This is a genomic window from Proteus sp. Marseille-Q3619, from assembly GCF_965283115.1.
The window spans coordinates 647,454-665,333 of record NZ_CBDIMP010000001.1 but is presented as its reverse complement, the minus strand read 5'-3'; the positions used below and the strand labels follow the sequence as shown (position 1 = coordinate 665,333).

The window sequence follows — 17,880 nt, the reverse complement described above, 5'->3', positions numbered from 1 at the left end:
TCGATATAATAATCAAAAGTAAAATTACTCAATTTTACTATGAATTTTGCTGATTTCCTTATTATCAGCGTCAATATTGCTTATATCTCCATTTTTATCATTGGGTTGTTTTTCCAGTGCATGCCGTCATAGCCCAAAAAGCCCCGTAAATTTGCGATTGTTCAGCCCATCAATTTCCTCTGAATTTGTCATGCTTAGAGTCATTTCATTCATGCTTTTAATCTCAATATCTAAATCGGACAGACTGTGGCTGAAGATAGCGATCTCGAAAAAACAGAGGAACCCACACCCCATAAACGGGAAAAAGCCAAAAAGGATGGACAAATTGTCCGTTCTAAAGAGCTATCGTCCGTATTAATGATCTTGGGGGGCGTGAGTTTGCTGTGGATGAGTGGTGGATTTATCACTCGTGGGCTACATGCCATGTTAACAGAAGGATTTACGTTTAATCATCACCTTATTGGTAATGAGAATTTGTTGATCCCTCGATTTGGTAGCTTGATTAAACAAGCTGTTTTTGCGCTATCTCCCGTGTTTTTGGGATTAGTGCTTGTGGCAATTGGTGGCTCTGCCTTATTAGGCGGGATTAACTTTAGCAGTAAATCCATTAAGTTTGATCCAAAAAAATGGAACCCTATTTCTGGGTTAAAACGTATGTTTTCAATGAATGCGTTGGCTGAGTTATTTAAAGCGATACTGAAATCAACTTTTGTGGGGATCGCCGCAACCGTTTTTTTATGGCACAACTGGAACGATATTCTCCATCTGATCACACTGCCACCGCTTAGTGCGCTAGCCAATGCGATGCAACTGCTGATTTTTGCCGTTTATATCACGGTTTTTATGCTGATCCCGATGGTGGCTTTTGACATTATTTTCCAAATTCGTAGCCATTTGAAAAAGCTACGTATGACGCGCCAAGAAATTAAAGATGAATTTAAGCAACAAGAGGGTGATCCTCAACTTAAAGCGCGTATCCGTCAGCAACAACATGCGATGTCTCGTCGCCGAATGATGGCGGATGTACCGAAAGCAGACGTTATTGTTACGAACCCAACACACTATGCTGTTGCACTGCAATATAACGACAAAATGACGGCACCTAAAGTTTTAGCAAAAGGTGCAGGGGCTATTGCGTTAAAAATCAAAGAGATTGGTGCAGAAAATCGAATTCCGCTTCTAGAAGCGCCACCGCTTGCTAGGGCGTTATATCGTCACAGTGAAATAGGTCATGCAATACCTTCAACCCTTTATGCTGCGGTTGCCGAGGTGCTTGCATGGGTTTATCAACTGAAACGATGGAAAACCGAAGGTGGTTTAAAACCTAAACAACCTATGAACTTGCCAGTGCCTCCCGCACTGGACTTTGCTGGAGAAGATAATCGTCATGGCTAATTTGGCCTCATTACTCCGCTTGCCGGGAAATTGGAAAAGTTCTCAGTGGCAGATACTGGCAGGGCCAGTGCTTATCTTGTTGATACTGTCAATGATGGTATTGCCATTGCCACCTTTTCTATTGGATTTATTATTTACCTTTAACATCGCACTTTCCATCATGGTGCTGTTGGTCGCAATGTTCACTCGACGTACTTTGGACTTTGCTGCTTTCCCTACTATTTTGCTGTTTACTACGTTGTTACGTTTATCACTAAACGTAGCTTCAACACGTATCATCTTAATGGAAGGGCATACAGGGCCAGATGCTGCGGGACGCGTTGTTGAGGCCTTTGGCCATTTCCTTGTTGGCGGTAACTTTGCTATCGGTATTGTAGTCTTTATCATCCTTGTTTTGATTAACTTTATGGTTATCACTAAGGGTGCGGGACGTATTGCTGAAGTAGGTGCGCGTTTTGTGCTAGATGGAATGCCGGGTAAACAGATGGCAATCGATGCTGACCTGAATGCAGGCATTATCAACGAAGACGAAGCAAAAAAACGCCGTAAAGAAGTTTCATTGGAATCCGACTTTTACGGTTCAATGGATGGTGCGAGTAAGTTCGTTCGTGGTGATGCCATCGCAGGCTTAATGATCCTTGTGATTAACGTGGTGGGTGGTCTTATTGTCGGTGTCGCTCAACACGGGATGGCATTAAACGATGCGGCAACGACTTATACTCTTTTAACCATTGGTGATGGTCTGGTTGCTCAAATTCCTGCATTGATTATCTCAACAGCAGCGGGTGTTATCGTTACTCGTGTTGCCACAGATGAAGATGTTGGGCAACAGATGGTTACCCAACTGTTTGACAATCCTCGCGTTCTAATGTTAACCGCGGGTGTGCTAGGTCTGTTAGGTTTAGTGCCAGGAATGCCTAACTTTGTTTTCCTTTTCTTCACCGCAGCATTAGGTGGATTAGGTTGGTATATCTTACGTCGTAACGCTAATCCTGAAGTGCAACAACAAAAAGAGATGGAAGAAGTTGAAAAACAAAATCGTGTTGTTGAAGCTTCATGGGAAGATGTACAACTTGAAGATCCATTAGCGATGGAAGTAGGGTATCGCTTAATTCCAATGGTAGATAGTCGCCAAAATGGTGAGCTGTTAGGCCGAATTAGTGGTATTCGTAAAAAGTTTGCTCAGGAAACGGGATATCTTCCTCCTGTTGTTCATATCCGAGACAATATGGAATTAAGGCCTTCTTCTTATCGCATTCTAATGAAAGGGGTTGAAATTGGTCACGGTGAAGCGCATCCAGGTCGTTGGTTAGCAATCAATCCGGGTAATGCCGTTGGCTCTTTAGAGGGCGATATTACTCAAGAGCCTGCATTTGGTTTACCTGCTGTTTGGATTGATGACAGCTTAAGAGAGCAAGCTCAGGTTCAGGGCTATACCGTTGTTGCTGCAAGTACTGTTATTGCAACGCACTTTAACCATGTATTAACGAAATATGCATCGGAATTATTTGGTCGTCAAGAAGCACAAATGCTGTTTGATAGGGTGAGTAAAGAGCTCCCTAAAATGACAGAAAATATGATCCCAGATATGCTTTCACTCACTGTATTGCACAAAGTATTGCAAAACCTGCTGTCTGAACAAGTGCCTATTCGTGATATGAGAACCATATTAGAAGCCTTAGCAGAGCATGCACCAGATCAGAAAGATCCGGCTGAATTAACGGCGGTTGTCCGTGTTGCACTTCGCCGTGCGATTACACAACACTGGTTTGGCGATCAAGATGAAATCCAAGTCATTGGGTTAGATGCAAGCTTAGAGCGTATCCTTGTTCAAGCAATGCAAAGTGGCGGCGGTTTAGAGCCAGGATTAGCTGAAAATATTGAACAACAAGCAGCGGATGCGGTACGTCACCAAGAGATGTCTGGTGGAGCTCCTGTATTATTAGTCAATCATGCGTTACGTTCATTATTGTCACGTTTCTTACGCCGTAGCCTGCCACAATTAGCTGTATTGTCGAATATGGAAGTCAGTGAAGGTCGTCGTATTCGTATGACATCAATGATTGGTGGACAACCTCATTAATCATTCTCCCTAATATGTCATTATCTAAATTTAAGACCACTTTATTAAGTGGTCTTTTTTGTGTTTGTAATGGTTGATAAAACTGAAGAGTGCAAAGGGTTAGAACATGGTGTTAGCTTTTTCTTCACAGTAAAGGGAGAGAAGTCGGTGCATCAATAAATAGATAGCTTAGCGAAAAAAATGATGTGCCACGAAAGGATAATAGATAACAGTGCTAGTGTGATCTGCTGGCAGCTTAAAGTGAGTGGTGTTTTATTGGCAAAGCAAAACGCTATCAATATTGATAGCGTTTCGTGTGAATTCTGATAATTATCGAAAAAACCTAAACCTGAATTTTACGCCCAGCCAGTGTTGAACGCTGTGCTTGCCCATCAGAACCATAAAGGGTTGGGCTGTGGTTCTTCTGCAAAAAACGGATAGCATCACTATTACGAGAGATGTGTTGATCGAGTAGTAATCCGTTATGTTGATTTAGATATCTTAACTCCGCCGTGATGTCTATTATCTGTGTCCATAAATCAGATAAGAACGGCAACCCTGTATAAGGTTTTTCTACACCAGCTTGTTGGCTTAGCGTATGACGCTGTTGGTCTGTATGACCTAAAGCAGACAAGACAAAATTCTTCTGTTCAGTCACTTCGTGCAGGGCATTGATATCAATATTACCTGCGCATAATAACTGTTGTTCAGCACGTAAAATACCTGCAATGGTATTAAGCTGTGATAATTGAAGATCTAAAGTCTGGCGGAGTTCTTCCATCATAATCATTAAAATATTATTGAGTTATGCTTTCAGCAGCTTCACGGAAAAGAGCATCCGCAATTTTACCACTGTCCATGGTTAATGTTCCGTTGGCAATTGCTTCTTTCAAGCGAGCAACTTTCTCAACGTTAATGTCTTTATTTCCAGGTTGAACAAGTTTCTTCTGCGCTTCACTAAGTTTTACAGAAGTGTCGCCTGTTGCAGTTTTTTGTTCAGTTGTTCCCGATTTACGAGAGCCCTGAGTGATTTCACTCGGGTTGCGTTGTGTAATTGCGTTAATCGGAAGCAGTGGATTCGCGCGTTCAATACTCATAGGAAAATCCTTTGTTAGGCATCAATTAATAGTCAGATGAAGCCATTGTAAAACAACCTATGTGTTTTCGCCTATCATCTTGTTTCTTTATATCGGCTGTGAAATCAAAAACTTTAATCTTAGTCGATACTTTAAGCTGTAGCGTTGTTGGCTACACTCACTCGCTCTAGTCACACTACTCGTCATACTTCAAGCCGTAGCGTTGTTGACCGCATTCACTCACACTAGTCACATACTTATGTATGCTCCTAGCGATTCGTTCATTTGTCGCCTAGCTACAACTTGAATTATTTAGAGTATCTATATGCGATGTTTTAAATTATTGTCTAACTACAGCTTTAATTATTTAGAGTGAAAAATGTAGCGCAAGAGAGTTTACCTTGGCTTGCCATAACTGAAACGGGTAACAAGCAATTTAATATAGGCTTATTCTGCTTATCAGCTTTTTAATCCATTAAAGAGGGATGCGTACAGAGCCGTTTTCAAGTGCTTCGCCAGTGACAATTTGACCTGATTTAACTCTCACTCGAATGGTTTCGTTGGCAACCGCGTTGTTTACGGCTTTACCTTCATAACGGATCTGAAAGTGAGGGCCTTGTGCAAATACGGTGACGGTTTGTCCTGCCAAAATAGCCCAAGGGCGACGAACCATTGTGGAGGTTAAAGGTTTTCCTGCGGATATTTGTCGCATTGCGATCGCATTTTTAATTAATGCGGGATCACGTAATACATCATAAGGTAATTTTTCTAATTCGCCCGTTGCCATACTAATAGCAGAATTTTCAATAATATCATCACGATTGATGTCTTTTTTCGCGATTAAGTATTCACCATTAACGCTAACATCAATTTGAATAAAACGACGTTGTTTATCGCACTGAATTGGGATTGAAAGACGTCCCCAATTACGAGAGCCCGCATGACGTTGGATCTCTTGTGTTTGACAGATTGGCCATTTATCTTCGGGCGTTAAAACTGTCACAGTCACTTTATCGCCTGGTTGGTGAAGTGCGACAAAGAAATCTTGTAGTTCTTCAGGCAGTGATTTCGCGATACTCACATTCACCATAAAGAAAAAAGAAAACAGACCGATAAGAGTTCTAACTAACATAATTTGTATCACCTTACAGAGTTGATGCTAATTGTGCGTTTGTCATTATTTAGCAATAACAGTGTACATCGACTTTGCATGCCTTAAACGCATAAATAGCAATCCAATTTACGCCTATTCCTCCAATCATCTTTTTTTTGAGCGTTTATTCTGTCAACTGAAATTGTTTTATCAGCTGAGGTAAGTGGCTTAGCCACCAAGGATAGAAGATGCTCGATAAATTAGAAAATACGTTTCATTTTCAACAAGAAGCGCTCTCAATACGCAATAAACGCCAAGAAATTCTTGCTGCGAATATCGCAAACGCAGATACCCCAGGCTTTCAGGCTCGTGATATTGATTTTGCTTCTGAATTGAAGAAAACCATTGAAAACGGACGTACTGGTAGTCATGGCATGCAATTGGCGATGACATCAGAGCGCCATATCCCGATCAAACCCGGTTATCGCTTAGAAGCGGACTTACTCTATCGCGTGCCTCATCAAACTGCGATGGATGGTAATACCGTGGATATGGACATGGAACGTAGTAATTTTGCTGACAATAGCCTTAAGTATCAGGCTGATGTGACATTTATTAATTCACAAGTTAAAAGCATGATGTCTGTATTGCAACAGTAGGGTAAAGAGCATGTCTTTATTTAGTATTTTTGATATTTCAGGTTCAGCACTTTCAGCGCAATCTCAACGTTTAAACGTAAGCGCTAGCAATATGGCAAATGCCGACAGTGTTGCGGGCCCAGATGGTGAACCTTATCGTGCAAAACAGGTTGTTTTTCAGGTAAACGCACCTGCTGGTCAAGAAGTTGGTGGTGTTCGTGTCACTGAAGTGGTGGATGATCCTGCTCCATTTCGCATGGAATATCAGCCGGGACATCCTTTTGCCGATGAAAAAGGGTATGTACGTATGCCGAATGTTGATGTTGTGGGTGAAATGATTAATACCATTTCTGCTTCTAGAAGCTACCAAGCTAACGTCGAAGTGATGAACACGGCAAAATCGCTGATGCAAAAAACACTGATGATAGGTCAATAGGGAGAATAAATTGTGGGTATTTCCTCCTCAATGAATGAACCTTATGATAATACCATTATCGGGGATACACCTTCTTCATACCATACGAAAAAAAGTGGTAGTGAGGATATTAAAGGGAATTTCCTGACACTTCTCATCACGCAGATGAAAAATCAAGATCCAACAAACCCAATGCAAAATAATGAGTTAACTTCCCAGTTAGCTCAAATTTCAACCGTTGAAGGCATTGAAACACTGAATAAAACAGTGAATAACATTGTTGGACAGATTGATCAAAGTCAGGCGTTGCGCGCTTCTTCTCTCGTTGGCCGTGGTGTTATGGTCTCTGGGAATAAAATTGTTGTCTTTCAGCCAACCGACGGTAAAGGTGAAACTGAAAAGCCCGGTGATGGGGATGACACAATTCCAACACCTGATACTCAAAATGAAAAAACGCGCCAGCAAATGGGAATATATAAATCAGGTGATACTGACCCAACTGCGCCTAGCGATGAACACCTATTTTCAACACCTTTTGGTTTTGAATTACTCAGTCCAACCGATTCTCTTACGATAAACATCACTAATGCCAGTGGTGCTACCGTTCGTACAATCCAAATGGACAAAAAGATGCTACCGGATGTTTATAACTTCTCTTGGGATTGTACTGATGAAGATGACAATCCTGTTCCAACTGGCAGTTATAAATTTACCGTTAACGCCACGCTTAATGATGCTCAGGTCCCTGTTAAGACACTGAATTATGCGCTGGTGAATAGTGTGTCCATGGTGGATGGTGGTGCCCGCCTTGATGTTGGCTTAGGTAATACCGTTTCATTGGATGAAATTCGTCAGGTTCTTTAACTAACACATATTCAACTTGGAGGGCGCATGTCCTTTTCACAAGCAGTAAGTGGTTTAAACGCAGCAGCCGCTAACTTAGATTCTATCGGTAATAATATTTCTAACTCCGCAACCTATGGCTTCAAAGGTGCGACTGTCTCTTTTGCTGACGTTTTCGCCGGCTCTGGTGCAGGTCTGGGTGTTAAAGTGGCAGGCATTAGCCAAAACTTTAAAGACGGTAGTATCACAACCACTAACCGCCCAACAGACGTAGCGATTTCTGGCGGTGGTTTTTTCCGTATTGAAGATCAAAACGGTGGTGTTTTCTATTCACGTAATGGTGAATTCGGTAAAGATAAAAATGGTTTCCTGACTAATATGCAAGGTATGCGTGTAACAGGTTATCCAGTACAAGTTGTTGATGGTAAAAATGTTGTTCAAAAAGGGGCAACACCAACACCTATCGTTATTCCTACCGATATGATGAATGCCAGTGCAACCGATAAAATCAATATGGCGGTTAACCTGAACTCAGGTGAAGAAAAACCTGCTAAAACGACGTTCGATCCTAAAGATAGTGATACTTATAACTTTAGTACTAACGTGACAACCTACGATAGCTTAGGTAATGAACATAATCTGAACTTATTCTTTGTAAAGACAAATGACAATGAATGGAAAGTTTATGGTCAAGATACATCGACTAAGGCTGCTGGTGGTGCGCCAACACCTGCTCAAGATTTAGGTACTTTAAAATATACCAACGCGGGTGTGCTAGATAGTTATACAAAGACCGATATGAATATCGCCTCTTTGAATGGTTCTGCTGTAGGCAAAATTGAACTTGATTTCACCGGTAGTACTCAGCAAAAAGTATCAGAATCAAGTGTCTCTAAATTAGCGCAAAATGGTTACCAAGCGGGTGAATTCACTAACTTCCGTATTGAAGTTGATGGCTCCATTATGGCGACTTACTCAAACCAACAAAGCCAAGTTGTTGGTCAAATCGCACTAGCTAACTTTGCAAACCCAGGCGGTTTAAGCTCACAAGGCGACAATATGTGGTCTGAAACTAACGGTTCAGGTTCACCAATCGTCGGTGTAGCGGGCTCTGGTGTATTCGGCAAATTAACCAATAACGCATTAGAAGCGTCTAACGTGGATATGAGCCAAGAGTTAGTCAACATGATCGTTGCTCAACGTAACTATCAATCAAACGCACAAACCATCAAGACTCAGGATCAGATCCTGCAGACTCTGGTTAGCTTGCGCTAATAACGCAGGAAATAATCTGTTATGGATCATGTGATTTATACCGCGATGGGCGGCGCCAAACATTCGATGGAAAACCAAGCTGTCGTGGCGAACAACTTAGCAAACGCATCAACGCCGGGATTCAAAGCGCAGCTTAGTGCAATGCGAGCCGTACCTGTCAATGGCGATACCTTACCGACTCGTACATTAACGGTAGCCTCAACGCCAGGTAGCGATCAGAGTCAAGGAACGATGAACTATACCGGCAGATCAATGGACGTTGCTTTAAGTGATAACGGCTTTTTGGCCGTTCAACTTGAAGATGGCACAGAAGCGTATACCCGAAACGGGAATATCCAACGCAACGCTGATGGCATGTTAATGGTACAAGGGCGTTTGTTAATGGGCGATAACGGTGCGATTGAAGTGCCTGCTCAAGCAAACGTCAGTATTGCCAATAACGGTATTGTGACTGCGCATGTACCGACTGATCCACCGAAAATGTTGGGTCAAATTGGTCGTTTGAAAATGGTAAAACCAGAGCAAAACGATTTAGTTCGTGGCGATGATGGTTTATTCCATTTATCCCCTAAAGGGACTGCGCGTGCCGGTGAGGAATTACCTGCGGATGATAGCGTGAAGGTGTTAGCTGGTGTTTTAGAAGGCAGTAATGTTAATCCAGCAGAAGCCATGGTCGATATGATAGCAAACGCAAGACGTTTCGAAATGCAAATGAAGGTTATCCATAGCGCTGATGAAAACGCGCAAAAGGCTAACCAATTGCTATCACTGAGTTAAATAGTGTAAGGGGAAAACCATGATCCGTTCTTTATGGATTGCTAAAACTGGGTTGGATGCACAACAAACTAACATGGATGTGATTTCCAACAACCTCGCAAACGTCAGCACCAATGGCTTTAAACGCCAACGTGCGGTTTTCGAAGATTTACTGTATCAAACGATCCGCCAGCCGGGTGCAATGACATCAGAACAGACGAATGCACCGTCAGGTTTACAAATTGGTACAGGTGTTCGTCCTGTTGCTACTGAGCGTTTACATAGTCAAGGTAACTTGGCTCAAACAAACGGTACTCGTGATGTGGCGATTAAAGGACAAGGTTTTTTCCATGTTCAGTTACCTGATGGTACCGATGCTTATACTCGTGATGGTTCTTTTCAAATGGATCAAAATGGGCAATTAGTGACAACTAGCGGTTTCCAAGTTGTTCCAGCCATCATTTTGCCTGATACCGCCAAAAAAGTGATGATTGGTCGTGATGGTACTGTCAGTGTTGAAATTGAAGGCTCACCTGCACCACAACAAGTGGGTCAATTGACGCTAACAACCTTTATTAATGACAGCGGATTAGAAAGTGTTGGTGAAAACTTGTACTTAGAAACTGCAAGTTCTGGCGCACCTACTGAGAATGCCCCAGGTATCAACGGCGCAGGCTTGTTGTATCAGGGATATGTTGAAACCTCTAACGTTAACGTAGCTGAAGAGCTGGTCAATATGATCCAGACTCAACGTGCTTATGAAATTAACAGTAAAGCGATTTCAACATCTGATCAGATGTTACAGAAACTAACGCAACTCTAATTTCGTTTGTTCATTAGCCTGACAGGGGTTCCTGTCAGGCGTATTACTAAAAGAGTATCGAAGATGGATACAAAGGTCATTACTGACAATTCTGGGGCAAGAAAGCTTAGTGTCAGATGGCGTCGTCATCAACGTTTAGGTACCGCCCTGTTGGTACTGACACTGGCGGGATGCGCACATATACCTAAAAAACCGTTGGTAGAAGGTAACACAACGGCGGTTCCAACGGCACCAACAGCACCTGCACCTAATGGCTCTATTTTTCAGTCAGCTCAGCCTGTTTATTTTGGCTATCAACCTCTATTTGAAGACAGACGTCCTCGGAATATTGGCGATACGCTAACGATTACATTGCAAGAAAACGTGAGTGCAAGCAAAAACTCATCCGCAAATGCGAGCCGTAATGGCAAAGCAGGATTCCTTGCTTCGATCACGCCAAGATTTTTGGAAGGATTGTTTGGTAATAGCCGTGCTGATATGGGAATGGAAGGAAACAGTGACTTTGGCGGTAAAGGTGGCGCAAATGCGAACAATACCTTTAAAGGCACCATCACTGTTACCGTCGATCAGCTTCTTGCCAATGGAAACCTGCACGTTATCGGTGAAAAGCAAATTGCTATCAATCAAGGTACTGAATTTATCCGTTTTTCAGGTGTTGTGAACCCAAGAACAATCAGTGGTGCTAATACCGTAAATTCAACCCAAGTTGCTGATGCTCGTATTGAATATATCGGAGACGGTTATATCAATGAAGCACAGTCTATGGGATGGCTACAACGCTTCTTCTTAAATGTATCACCTTTTTAATGAGTAGGGTCCAGATGAAAAAAATAGCGATGAGCCTTTTCTTTATCGTGATGACATGTGTCGGTTTTTCCGCTCATGCCGAACGGATCAGAGATCTCACCTCTGTTGAAGGGGTAAGAGAAAATGCGCTGATTGGTTATGGTTTGGTTGTGGGATTAGATGGAACGGGTGACCAAACAATGCAAACCCCGTTTACCACGCAAAGTCTGAATAACATGCTCTCACAATTGGGGATCACAGTACCACCTGGCACCAATATGCAATTGAAAAACGTTGCAGCGGTAATGGTAACTGCAAAATTACCGCCTTTTGGTCGTACAGGGCAATCAATCGACGTCGTTGTTTCATCCTTAGGTAACGCCAAAAGCTTACGTGGTGGTACGTTGCTGATGACACCATTAAAAGGTGTCGATAATCAGATTTATGCTTTAGCACAAGGCAATATTGTTGTCGGGGGAGCAGGCGCATCTGCGGGTGGTAATAGCGTTAAAGTGAACCAGTTAGCGGGTGGACGCATTAGCAGCGGCGCTATCATTGAACGTGAACTGCCTTCGCAATTTGGTCAAACAGGTCTGCTGAACCTACAACTGAATGAAGAAAACTTCACTTTGGCACAACACATCTCTGATACCGTTAATAAATTACGCGGTGTAGGTACGGCTATTCCTTTAGATGCTCGTACAGTTCAATTGCGTGTTCCTATTGGTAAAAGTGAACAAGTGCGTTTTCTGGCTGAAGTTCAAAACCTTGAAATTAAACGTGTTGTTGCAGATGCGAAAGTGATTATTAATGCAAGAACAGGTTCTGTTGTTATGAATCGTGATGTGACATTAGGAAGCTGTGCTATTGCTCAAGGCAACCTTTCCGTTACGGTTGATAGCCAAGTTAATGTAAGCCAACCTAATACTCCGTTTGCAGGGGGTAGCACTGTTGTAACGCGTAATACTAGCGTAAATATGAGTGAACAAGGTGGCTCATTACAACAAGTGAATGCAAGCGCAAGCTTAAACGAAGTGATCCGCACATTAAATGCACTTGGTGCAACACCAACAGATTTAATGTCAATTTTGCAAGCAATGGAAAGCGCGGGTTGCTTACGTGCGAGACTGGAGATTATCTGATGAAAGATTTATCTCTGCTTTCTTCAATGCCGACGATGTCTGCGCCGGCATATGACAGTAATGCATTGAATAAACTTAAATATCAGGTTGGGCAAAATGCTGATCAGCAAGGGCTGCGCCAAGTGGCGCAGCAACTTGAAGGTGTTTTTGTTCAAATGATGTTAAAGAGCATGCGTGATGCTATTCCTCAAGAAAGCATGTTCAACTCAGAAAGTACCAAGATGTACACCTCTCTTTATGATCAACAAATCGCTCAAGACTTATCACAAAAAGGCTTGGGCTTTGCTGACATGATAGAAAAACAACTTTCTGCCAAAGTCACGCTAGACCCAAGTGAAATGGCGGGCAAAACACCTATGCCATTAGATGGTAGTGATATATTTCAATCCATGCCAACGCAAGCATTGGGGCAAATTTATCGTGCGATGCAGCCTTATCAAAATGCAGTTGAAAGCACGATTGGCAAGCTTAAGGGCTTATCTGAAAGCAGTGCTTCTTTTGCATCAAAACTGTTAGGGCCTGCAAAACAAGCCACAGAAGGTACTGGTGTACACCATCTTTTAGTTGTTGCTCAGGCTGCACTTGAATCAGGTTGGGGTAAGCGTGAAATTCTAACAGGTGACGGTAAACCGAGTTATAACCTGTTTGGTATTAAAGCAGGAAGTAGCTGGAAAGGGCCTGTTACGAATATCATGACAACTGAAGTGATCGATGGTAACTCGATTAAAATGCGTGACAATTTCCGTGTTTATGGCTCATATGTTGAAGCTATTCAAGATTACCTTAGATTGATCACTGAAAGTCCTCGTTACGCTAAAGTACCTCAAGCTCAAACTCCGGAACAAGCGGCTTACCGTATCCAAGAAGCAGGCTATGCTACCGATCCGGGTTATGCCAAAAAACTGGTTTCAATTATTGGCCAATTAAAAGGAAGTGGTGAGCAAGTTGCTAAAACTTATACTCACGATTTAAGCGACTTATTTTAATCATTTTCCCCTCAAGTTTAGAGGGGAAGAACCGATAATAAAGACCAGAGCATCCATTTAACTTGCCAGCTATGCTCCGTGCATACGGGTGATGACTAAACGTAAAAGGATAGACAAATGTCCAACAGTTTAATTAATACAGCGATGAGCGGACTTAATGCGGCACAAGCTGCGATGAGCACTGTGAGTAATAATATCGCTAACCAAAATGTGAAATGGTACAACCGTCAAATGACTGTTTTTAATGAAAACAGTGGCACAATGACCGGTAATGGTTATATCGGTAATGGTGTTAATGTTAGCCGTATTCATCGTGAGTATAACGAATTCCTTGCGGGTCAAATGAACCGTGCAATGGCAAAACAAAGTGCTTTAAACAGTTATACCCAAAATATCTCACAAATTAATGATTTGTTAGCAGATAAAGGGAATGATGTTTCGAGTGCAATTGACGAATTTTTTACAAGCTTACCTAACGTTACCAATAACGCAGAAGATAACCCTGCACGTACAACGGTGATTGGTAAAGCGGAAGCAATGGTGAATATGTTTGCTAAAGCAGACCAATCATTGCGCGATCTAGAAAAAGATATTAATAGTCAGGTCACTAACACCTCTAAAAATATCAATGAATATACAAAACAGATCGCAAAACTAAATAACGAAATCAGTCGTGCTAAAGGCTTTAATGGCGCTGAACCTAATGATTTATTAGACCAACGTGACCGTTTAGTTCAAGAGCTAAACACACTGGTTGATGTACAAGTGACTCAACAAGACGGTGGTTTTGTTAACGTCACATTTGCTAATGGTTTGCCATTAGTGTCTGGCACTCGCGCTTATGAAGTTTCTGCTATTCCATCTAATAAAAACAGCGAACGCCTTGTTATTGGTTATAGCAACGGTATTGATGAAGTTCGTGAAGTGGATGCAAAACGCATTAAAGGTGGCGAGCTTGGCGGTGCTTATCGTAGCCGTGAAGAAGTGTTAGATCCAAGCCGTAATCAATTAAACCAATTAGCGTTAGTGTTGGGTGATCAATTTAATAAACAACATGAGCAAGGTTTTGATTTAAATGGCGACAAAGGTGAAAAATTCTTCGACCTTGGTGGCGCTCATGTGATGACTAACGGTAAAAATAAAGGTAATGCAACCTTTGACGTCAAATACACCGACACCAAAGAAGTGAAAGCGGCTGACTATACAGTTAAATATGACGGCAGCAATTGGAATGTGACGGTAGAGCCTGGTGGTCGTAAAGTTGCAGCCACATTTGATGCAACAAAACAAGAACTGACTTTTGAAGGGATGAATATCAAAGTCAATGGTACAGCACAAAAAGACGATTCTATTGTCGTTCAATCCGTGGGTAACGTGATTGCAGGCATGAAAGTTGCGGTAACTGATCCTAGTAAGATTGCTGCTGCAGGTGCTGATAATACTGGCCCAAGCGATAACGAAAACATGAAAAAATTGTTTGAGTTACCTGACCAGAAAATTATTGATGGTAAAACAACGATTGCTGGTGGTTATGGCTCACTGATCAGTATGGTCGGTAATAAAGTAAATACCGCTCAAGTAGACTTTGATGCTCAGGTTTCTATTACTAAAAGTATTGTAGAACAGCAGCAGTCTGTTTCTGGTGTGAACTTGGATGAAGAGTACGGTGAAATGTATCGTATTCAAGAATATTACATGGCAAATGCGAAAGTTATTCAAACAGCGAACAGTATGTTTGATGCGATTATGCAAGTTCTCTAAGCCTTCATCAGAATAAGGAATAACACGGTGCGTTTAAGTTCAAATCAAATTTTTAGTCAGCGAGTGGACAATATCACCAGTTCGCAAAGCAAATGGATGACTGAAGGAAATAAAATCTCCAGTGGTCGTCGTGTTGAAAAACCATCAGATGATCCAATGGCGGCTTCTCAAGCGGTGATGGTTAAACAATCTGAATCGCGTAATCAGCAGTATGCGACAGCGCGTGGATTTGCAAAAAACAGTATGTCTTTGCAAATGAGCTTAGCAAGCCAAATGGTGAATATTACAACCAAAATTCAAGAAACACTGGTTGCAGCAGGTAATGATGCAACATTAAGTGATGAAGACCGTTCGTCTTTAGCTGAACAATTAGCTGGTTTAAAAGACCAGCTAGTGGGTATTGGTAATACAAAAGATGGTGTGGGGCGTTATATTTTTGCAGGCTTCCAATCAGACAAACCTCCTTTTGTAGCTGATGCAACAGGCAAAATCACCTATCAAGGCGGTGATAAGCAAATTACCCAAAAAGTAGATAGTAATATTGAAATGGTCACTAACTTTACAGGGATCGAAACATTACAATCTTCAGGTAGTAAAGGGACAGAGCCAGACATCTTTAATGCTCTTGATGATGCGATTACAGCATTGCGTGAACCTTTAACGGGTAAACCACAAGCTGATCGTGATGCTGCGTTAGACAAAATTGATGCTGCAAACCGTATTAACCGTGCGACGCTAAATAATATTTCAAGTGTGGAAGCGAAATTAGGCTTACAACTTCAAGAACTTGATAATTTGGATGATTTAGGTGCGGATACGTCTTTAAGAAATGCAAAACGTTTAAGCGAACTGCGTGATTTAGACTGGACACAAGCAATTTCAGATTATTACCAAGAAGAGTCTGTATTACAAGCTTCTTATAAAGTCTTTAACGACATGAAAGAGATGTCGATGTTTAAGATGTATCGCTAATTATTTAGTTCGGTTCTAAGACATTTTGATATCACCCCTGGTATTTATTTATCAGGGGTTTTTTTTATTGAATACAACAGATGAGTTCATTTCTTTAATGCTAGAAATAAAGTGTCTTTTTGTGTTGAAGAGGCTTTAAAACCATTATGAAGATAAAACTGTTTTGCATTTTCTGTAAGAGCATGAACCATAATCGCTTTAACGCCAATATTTTCAGCAACATGATAAAAGAATAATAGCCAACAACATAGTGGCTATTTTCTTTACAGACCATAAAAGTACGAGATACACCCAATAATTGGTTTTTGAAACCTCTTTGCTTTATCCAGTTATCTAATACAATTTCACTACTATAAAAATCAGCGACTTCATGTGAACTTGATAACGGCTCAGGCGCTGTTACTTTTCCCATAATGGTTTTCTCATTAATAACTTTTCAAGAGCAGGTTCAATATCAACCGGCGCATCAATAATTTCTATAAATTCCGCATATTGAGCATCATTTAAATTAAAGGTTCTACGGTCTAAAATGACATCCTCAGCAGCTTGACATGCTGTTTCAAGAATAAAGTCAGTACGAGATTTATGGAGAATTTCAGCGACAGTATCAATAAGAGCGCGTTGTGATTCTTTAGCGCGAATATTAAGTTGTACATCTGATTTCATATCACGCCTCCTTGTATAGCAAATGATATACAAGGGTTGTAGAATAAATGACCATTGATGGCTAGAGTGAAAACAGATTAATTTTAATGAGTGAGATGAAAAATAACTAATTAAAAGTTAATAATCCGAAATCTCAAGAAACCAACTGTTGCAATATCAATGTAATACGATTAAACGTATCGCTAAAGACACGCTCTGTAAACACAGGTAATGCAGGCATAATCATGGATAATGCTAACATACCGATAGTCAGCGTAAGAGGGAAACCAACCACAAAGACAGAAAGTTGTGGTGTCATTCGGTTTAGAATACCTAATGAAAGGTTGAGCACTAAAAGTAGAGTGATTAATGGCATGGCTAACATCATACCGTTAATAAAGATAGTACCACCACTTTGAACTAAAGTGAGAATACCTAATGAGTTAAACGTCTGATTTCCAATAGGAACAACATAGAACGTATCAACTAATATAGACAATAGCCATAAATGTCCATCAAATACCATAAATAATAGCATTGTTAGCATATTAAAAATACGTGCCAGAATAGGCATATTAGGGCCACCTGATGGATCGACGAAGGTGGCGAATGAAAGCCCCATCTGTAAACCAATCACTTCACCAGCATGACGAACAGAAGCGAACGCCAACTGCATTGATAACCCTAGAATTGTGCCAATTAGAATTTGTTGCAACAGTACCCAAAAGGCAATAAGCGAGAATAAAGGTACATTGCTTTGCGGTAAGCCTGGTGCAACTAATGCGGTAATTAAAAAGGCGAGCGCAATGCGAAATTTTTTAGGTGTCTGCTTTTCACTAAATAGCGGTGCAGTGCTAAAAAGGGCGAGTATACGCACAAATGGCCAGAAAAAATCACTAATGTAGCCGTTAAGCATTTCACTGGTCAGGGTTATCATTGCTATTAACCAATCATCCCAGGAATGCCAGTAAATAAGTTATGCATATAATCGACAAGTAAACTTAACATCCAAGGACCAGCAACTAAAATAGCAGCTAATACAGCAAGAATTTTTGGAATAAACGACAATGTCATTTCGTTTATCTGCGTTGCAGCTTGAAGCATACTGATCACAAGACCCGTCACTAGAGCGGACAATAAAAGAGGGCCAGCTAGTGATAAAGCGATTTTCATCGCTTCAGTACCTAGTGCTAAGACGGATTCTGGTGTCAT

At 41.3% G+C, this 17,880-nt stretch carries 19 protein-coding genes and 1 pseudogene; 13 read left to right on the top strand and 7 right to left on the bottom strand.

Translation table 11 applies throughout. From position 1 onward, the window contains the following. The first annotated feature begins 246 nt into the window (after positions 1 to 246). Both flhB and flhA read left to right on the top strand, forming a co-directional pair. Positions 247 to 1,395, top strand: coding sequence for a flagellar biosynthesis protein FlhB (gene flhB, locus ACWPWK_RS03140; RefSeq protein WP_109373803.1), 1,149 nt, complete (start codon positions 247 to 249; stop codon positions 1,393 to 1,395). Continuing rightward, positions 1,388 to 3,478 carry a flagellar biosynthesis protein FlhA gene (flhA, locus tag ACWPWK_RS03135; RefSeq protein ID WP_109373802.1) on the top strand — a complete coding sequence of 697 codons (2,091 nt, stop codon included), beginning with the start codon at positions 1,388 to 1,390 and terminating at the stop codon, positions 3,476 to 3,478. Before flhB ends, flhA begins: the two co-directional genes overlap by 8 nt. A 322-nt stretch (positions 3,479 to 3,800) precedes the next feature. Here the strand turns inward: flhA and ACWPWK_RS03130 are convergent, their stop codons facing one another. The 3 genes from ACWPWK_RS03130 to flgA all read right to left on the bottom strand — a co-directional run bounded on the left by ACWPWK_RS03130 (position 3,801) and on the right by flgA (position 5,665). Then, positions 3,801 to 4,241: a flagella synthesis protein FlgN gene (locus ACWPWK_RS03130; protein ID WP_109373857.1), complete on the bottom strand. Its 441-nt coding sequence runs from the start codon at positions 4,239 to 4,241 to the stop codon at positions 3,801 to 3,803. Between the two features lie 13 nt (positions 4,242 to 4,254). Continuing rightward, complete coding sequence (gene flgM, locus ACWPWK_RS03125; RefSeq protein ID WP_109373801.1) at positions 4,255 to 4,554, bottom strand: flagellar biosynthesis anti-sigma factor FlgM; 300 nt, start codon at positions 4,552 to 4,554, stop codon at positions 4,255 to 4,257. Positions 4,555 to 5,008: 454 nt separating this feature from the next. Next, positions 5,009 to 5,665 (bottom strand): flagellar basal body P-ring formation chaperone FlgA, encoded by a 657-nt coding sequence (gene flgA / locus ACWPWK_RS03120; protein ID WP_109373800.1) that lies wholly within the window; start codon positions 5,663 to 5,665, stop codon positions 5,009 to 5,011. A gap of 209 nt (positions 5,666 to 5,874) precedes the next feature. Between flgA and flgB the strand changes: the two genes are divergently transcribed. From flgB to flgL, 11 genes are all read left to right on the top strand, one after another. Continuing rightward, positions 5,875 to 6,285 (top strand): flagellar basal body rod protein FlgB, encoded by a 411-nt coding sequence (gene flgB / locus ACWPWK_RS03115; protein ID WP_072068529.1) that lies wholly within the window; start codon positions 5,875 to 5,877, stop codon positions 6,283 to 6,285. A gap of 10 nt (positions 6,286 to 6,295) precedes the next feature. Then, the gene (gene flgC / locus ACWPWK_RS03110; protein WP_006533173.1) at positions 6,296 to 6,700 is read left to right on the top strand and encodes a flagellar basal body rod protein FlgC; all 405 of its coding nucleotides are present in this window, start codon (positions 6,296 to 6,298) and stop codon (positions 6,698 to 6,700) included. A gap of 12 nt (positions 6,701 to 6,712) precedes the next feature. After that, the gene (locus ACWPWK_RS03105; protein WP_109373799.1) at positions 6,713 to 7,543 is read left to right on the top strand and encodes a flagellar hook assembly protein FlgD; all 831 of its coding nucleotides are present in this window, start codon (positions 6,713 to 6,715) and stop codon (positions 7,541 to 7,543) included. Between the two features lie 27 nt (positions 7,544 to 7,570). Then, positions 7,571 to 8,797, top strand: a complete 1,227-nt coding sequence (gene flgE, locus ACWPWK_RS03100; RefSeq protein WP_109373798.1) for a flagellar hook protein FlgE — start codon at positions 7,571 to 7,573, stop codon at positions 8,795 to 8,797. Between the two features lie 21 nt (positions 8,798 to 8,818). After that, positions 8,819 to 9,574, top strand: coding sequence for a flagellar basal body rod protein FlgF (locus tag ACWPWK_RS03095; protein ID WP_109373797.1), 756 nt, complete (start codon positions 8,819 to 8,821; stop codon positions 9,572 to 9,574). Positions 9,575 to 9,593: 19 nt separating this feature from the next. Beyond that, positions 9,594 to 10,376 (top strand): flagellar basal-body rod protein FlgG, encoded by a 783-nt coding sequence (flgG, locus tag ACWPWK_RS03090; RefSeq protein ID WP_109373796.1) that lies wholly within the window; start codon positions 9,594 to 9,596, stop codon positions 10,374 to 10,376. A gap of 63 nt (positions 10,377 to 10,439) precedes the next feature. Continuing rightward, positions 10,440 to 11,183, top strand: coding sequence for a flagellar basal body L-ring protein FlgH (locus ACWPWK_RS03085; RefSeq protein ID WP_023581820.1), 744 nt, complete (start codon positions 10,440 to 10,442; stop codon positions 11,181 to 11,183). 14 nt (positions 11,184 to 11,197) lie between these two features. Continuing rightward, the gene (locus ACWPWK_RS03080; protein ID WP_099075765.1) at positions 11,198 to 12,304 is read left to right on the top strand and encodes a flagellar basal body P-ring protein FlgI; all 1,107 of its coding nucleotides are present in this window, start codon (positions 11,198 to 11,200) and stop codon (positions 12,302 to 12,304) included. After that, positions 12,304 to 13,290, top strand: coding sequence for a flagellar assembly peptidoglycan hydrolase FlgJ (flgJ, locus tag ACWPWK_RS03075; protein WP_109373795.1), 987 nt, complete (start codon positions 12,304 to 12,306; stop codon positions 13,288 to 13,290). The genes ACWPWK_RS03080 and flgJ overlap by 1 nt, the downstream gene beginning before the upstream one ends. 117 nt (positions 13,291 to 13,407) lie before the next feature. Further along, positions 13,408 to 15,051 (top strand): flagellar hook-associated protein FlgK, encoded by a 1,644-nt coding sequence (flgK, locus tag ACWPWK_RS03070; protein ID WP_109373794.1) that lies wholly within the window; start codon positions 13,408 to 13,410, stop codon positions 15,049 to 15,051. 27 nt (positions 15,052 to 15,078) lie between these two features. After that, positions 15,079 to 16,023 carry a flagellar hook-associated protein FlgL gene (flgL, locus tag ACWPWK_RS03065; RefSeq protein ID WP_109373793.1) on the top strand — a complete coding sequence of 315 codons (945 nt, stop codon included), beginning with the start codon at positions 15,079 to 15,081 and terminating at the stop codon, positions 16,021 to 16,023. 86 nt (positions 16,024 to 16,109) lie between these two features. On the opposite strand, the pseudogene ACWPWK_RS03060 reads toward flgL, so the two are convergent. From ACWPWK_RS03060 to fliQ, 4 genes and pseudogenes are all read right to left on the bottom strand, one after another. Next, positions 16,110 to 16,435 (bottom strand): annotated as a pseudogene (locus tag ACWPWK_RS03060) (hypothetical protein). Further along, positions 16,423 to 16,689 (bottom strand): type II toxin-antitoxin system TacA family antitoxin, encoded by a 267-nt coding sequence (locus tag ACWPWK_RS03055; RefSeq protein ID WP_109373792.1) that lies wholly within the window; start codon positions 16,687 to 16,689, stop codon positions 16,423 to 16,425. Before ACWPWK_RS03055 ends, ACWPWK_RS03060 begins: the two are co-directional and overlap by 13 nt. A 133-nt stretch (positions 16,690 to 16,822) precedes the next feature. After that, on the bottom strand, positions 16,823 to 17,605 hold the full coding sequence (fliR, locus tag ACWPWK_RS03050; protein ID WP_098942426.1) for a flagellar biosynthetic protein FliR: 783 nt from the start codon (positions 17,603 to 17,605) through the stop codon (positions 16,823 to 16,825). Positions 17,606 to 17,610: 5 nt separating this feature from the next. Further along, positions 17,611 to 17,880, bottom strand: coding sequence for a flagellar biosynthesis protein FliQ (gene fliQ / locus ACWPWK_RS03045; RefSeq protein ID WP_069367481.1), 270 nt, complete (start codon positions 17,878 to 17,880; stop codon positions 17,611 to 17,613).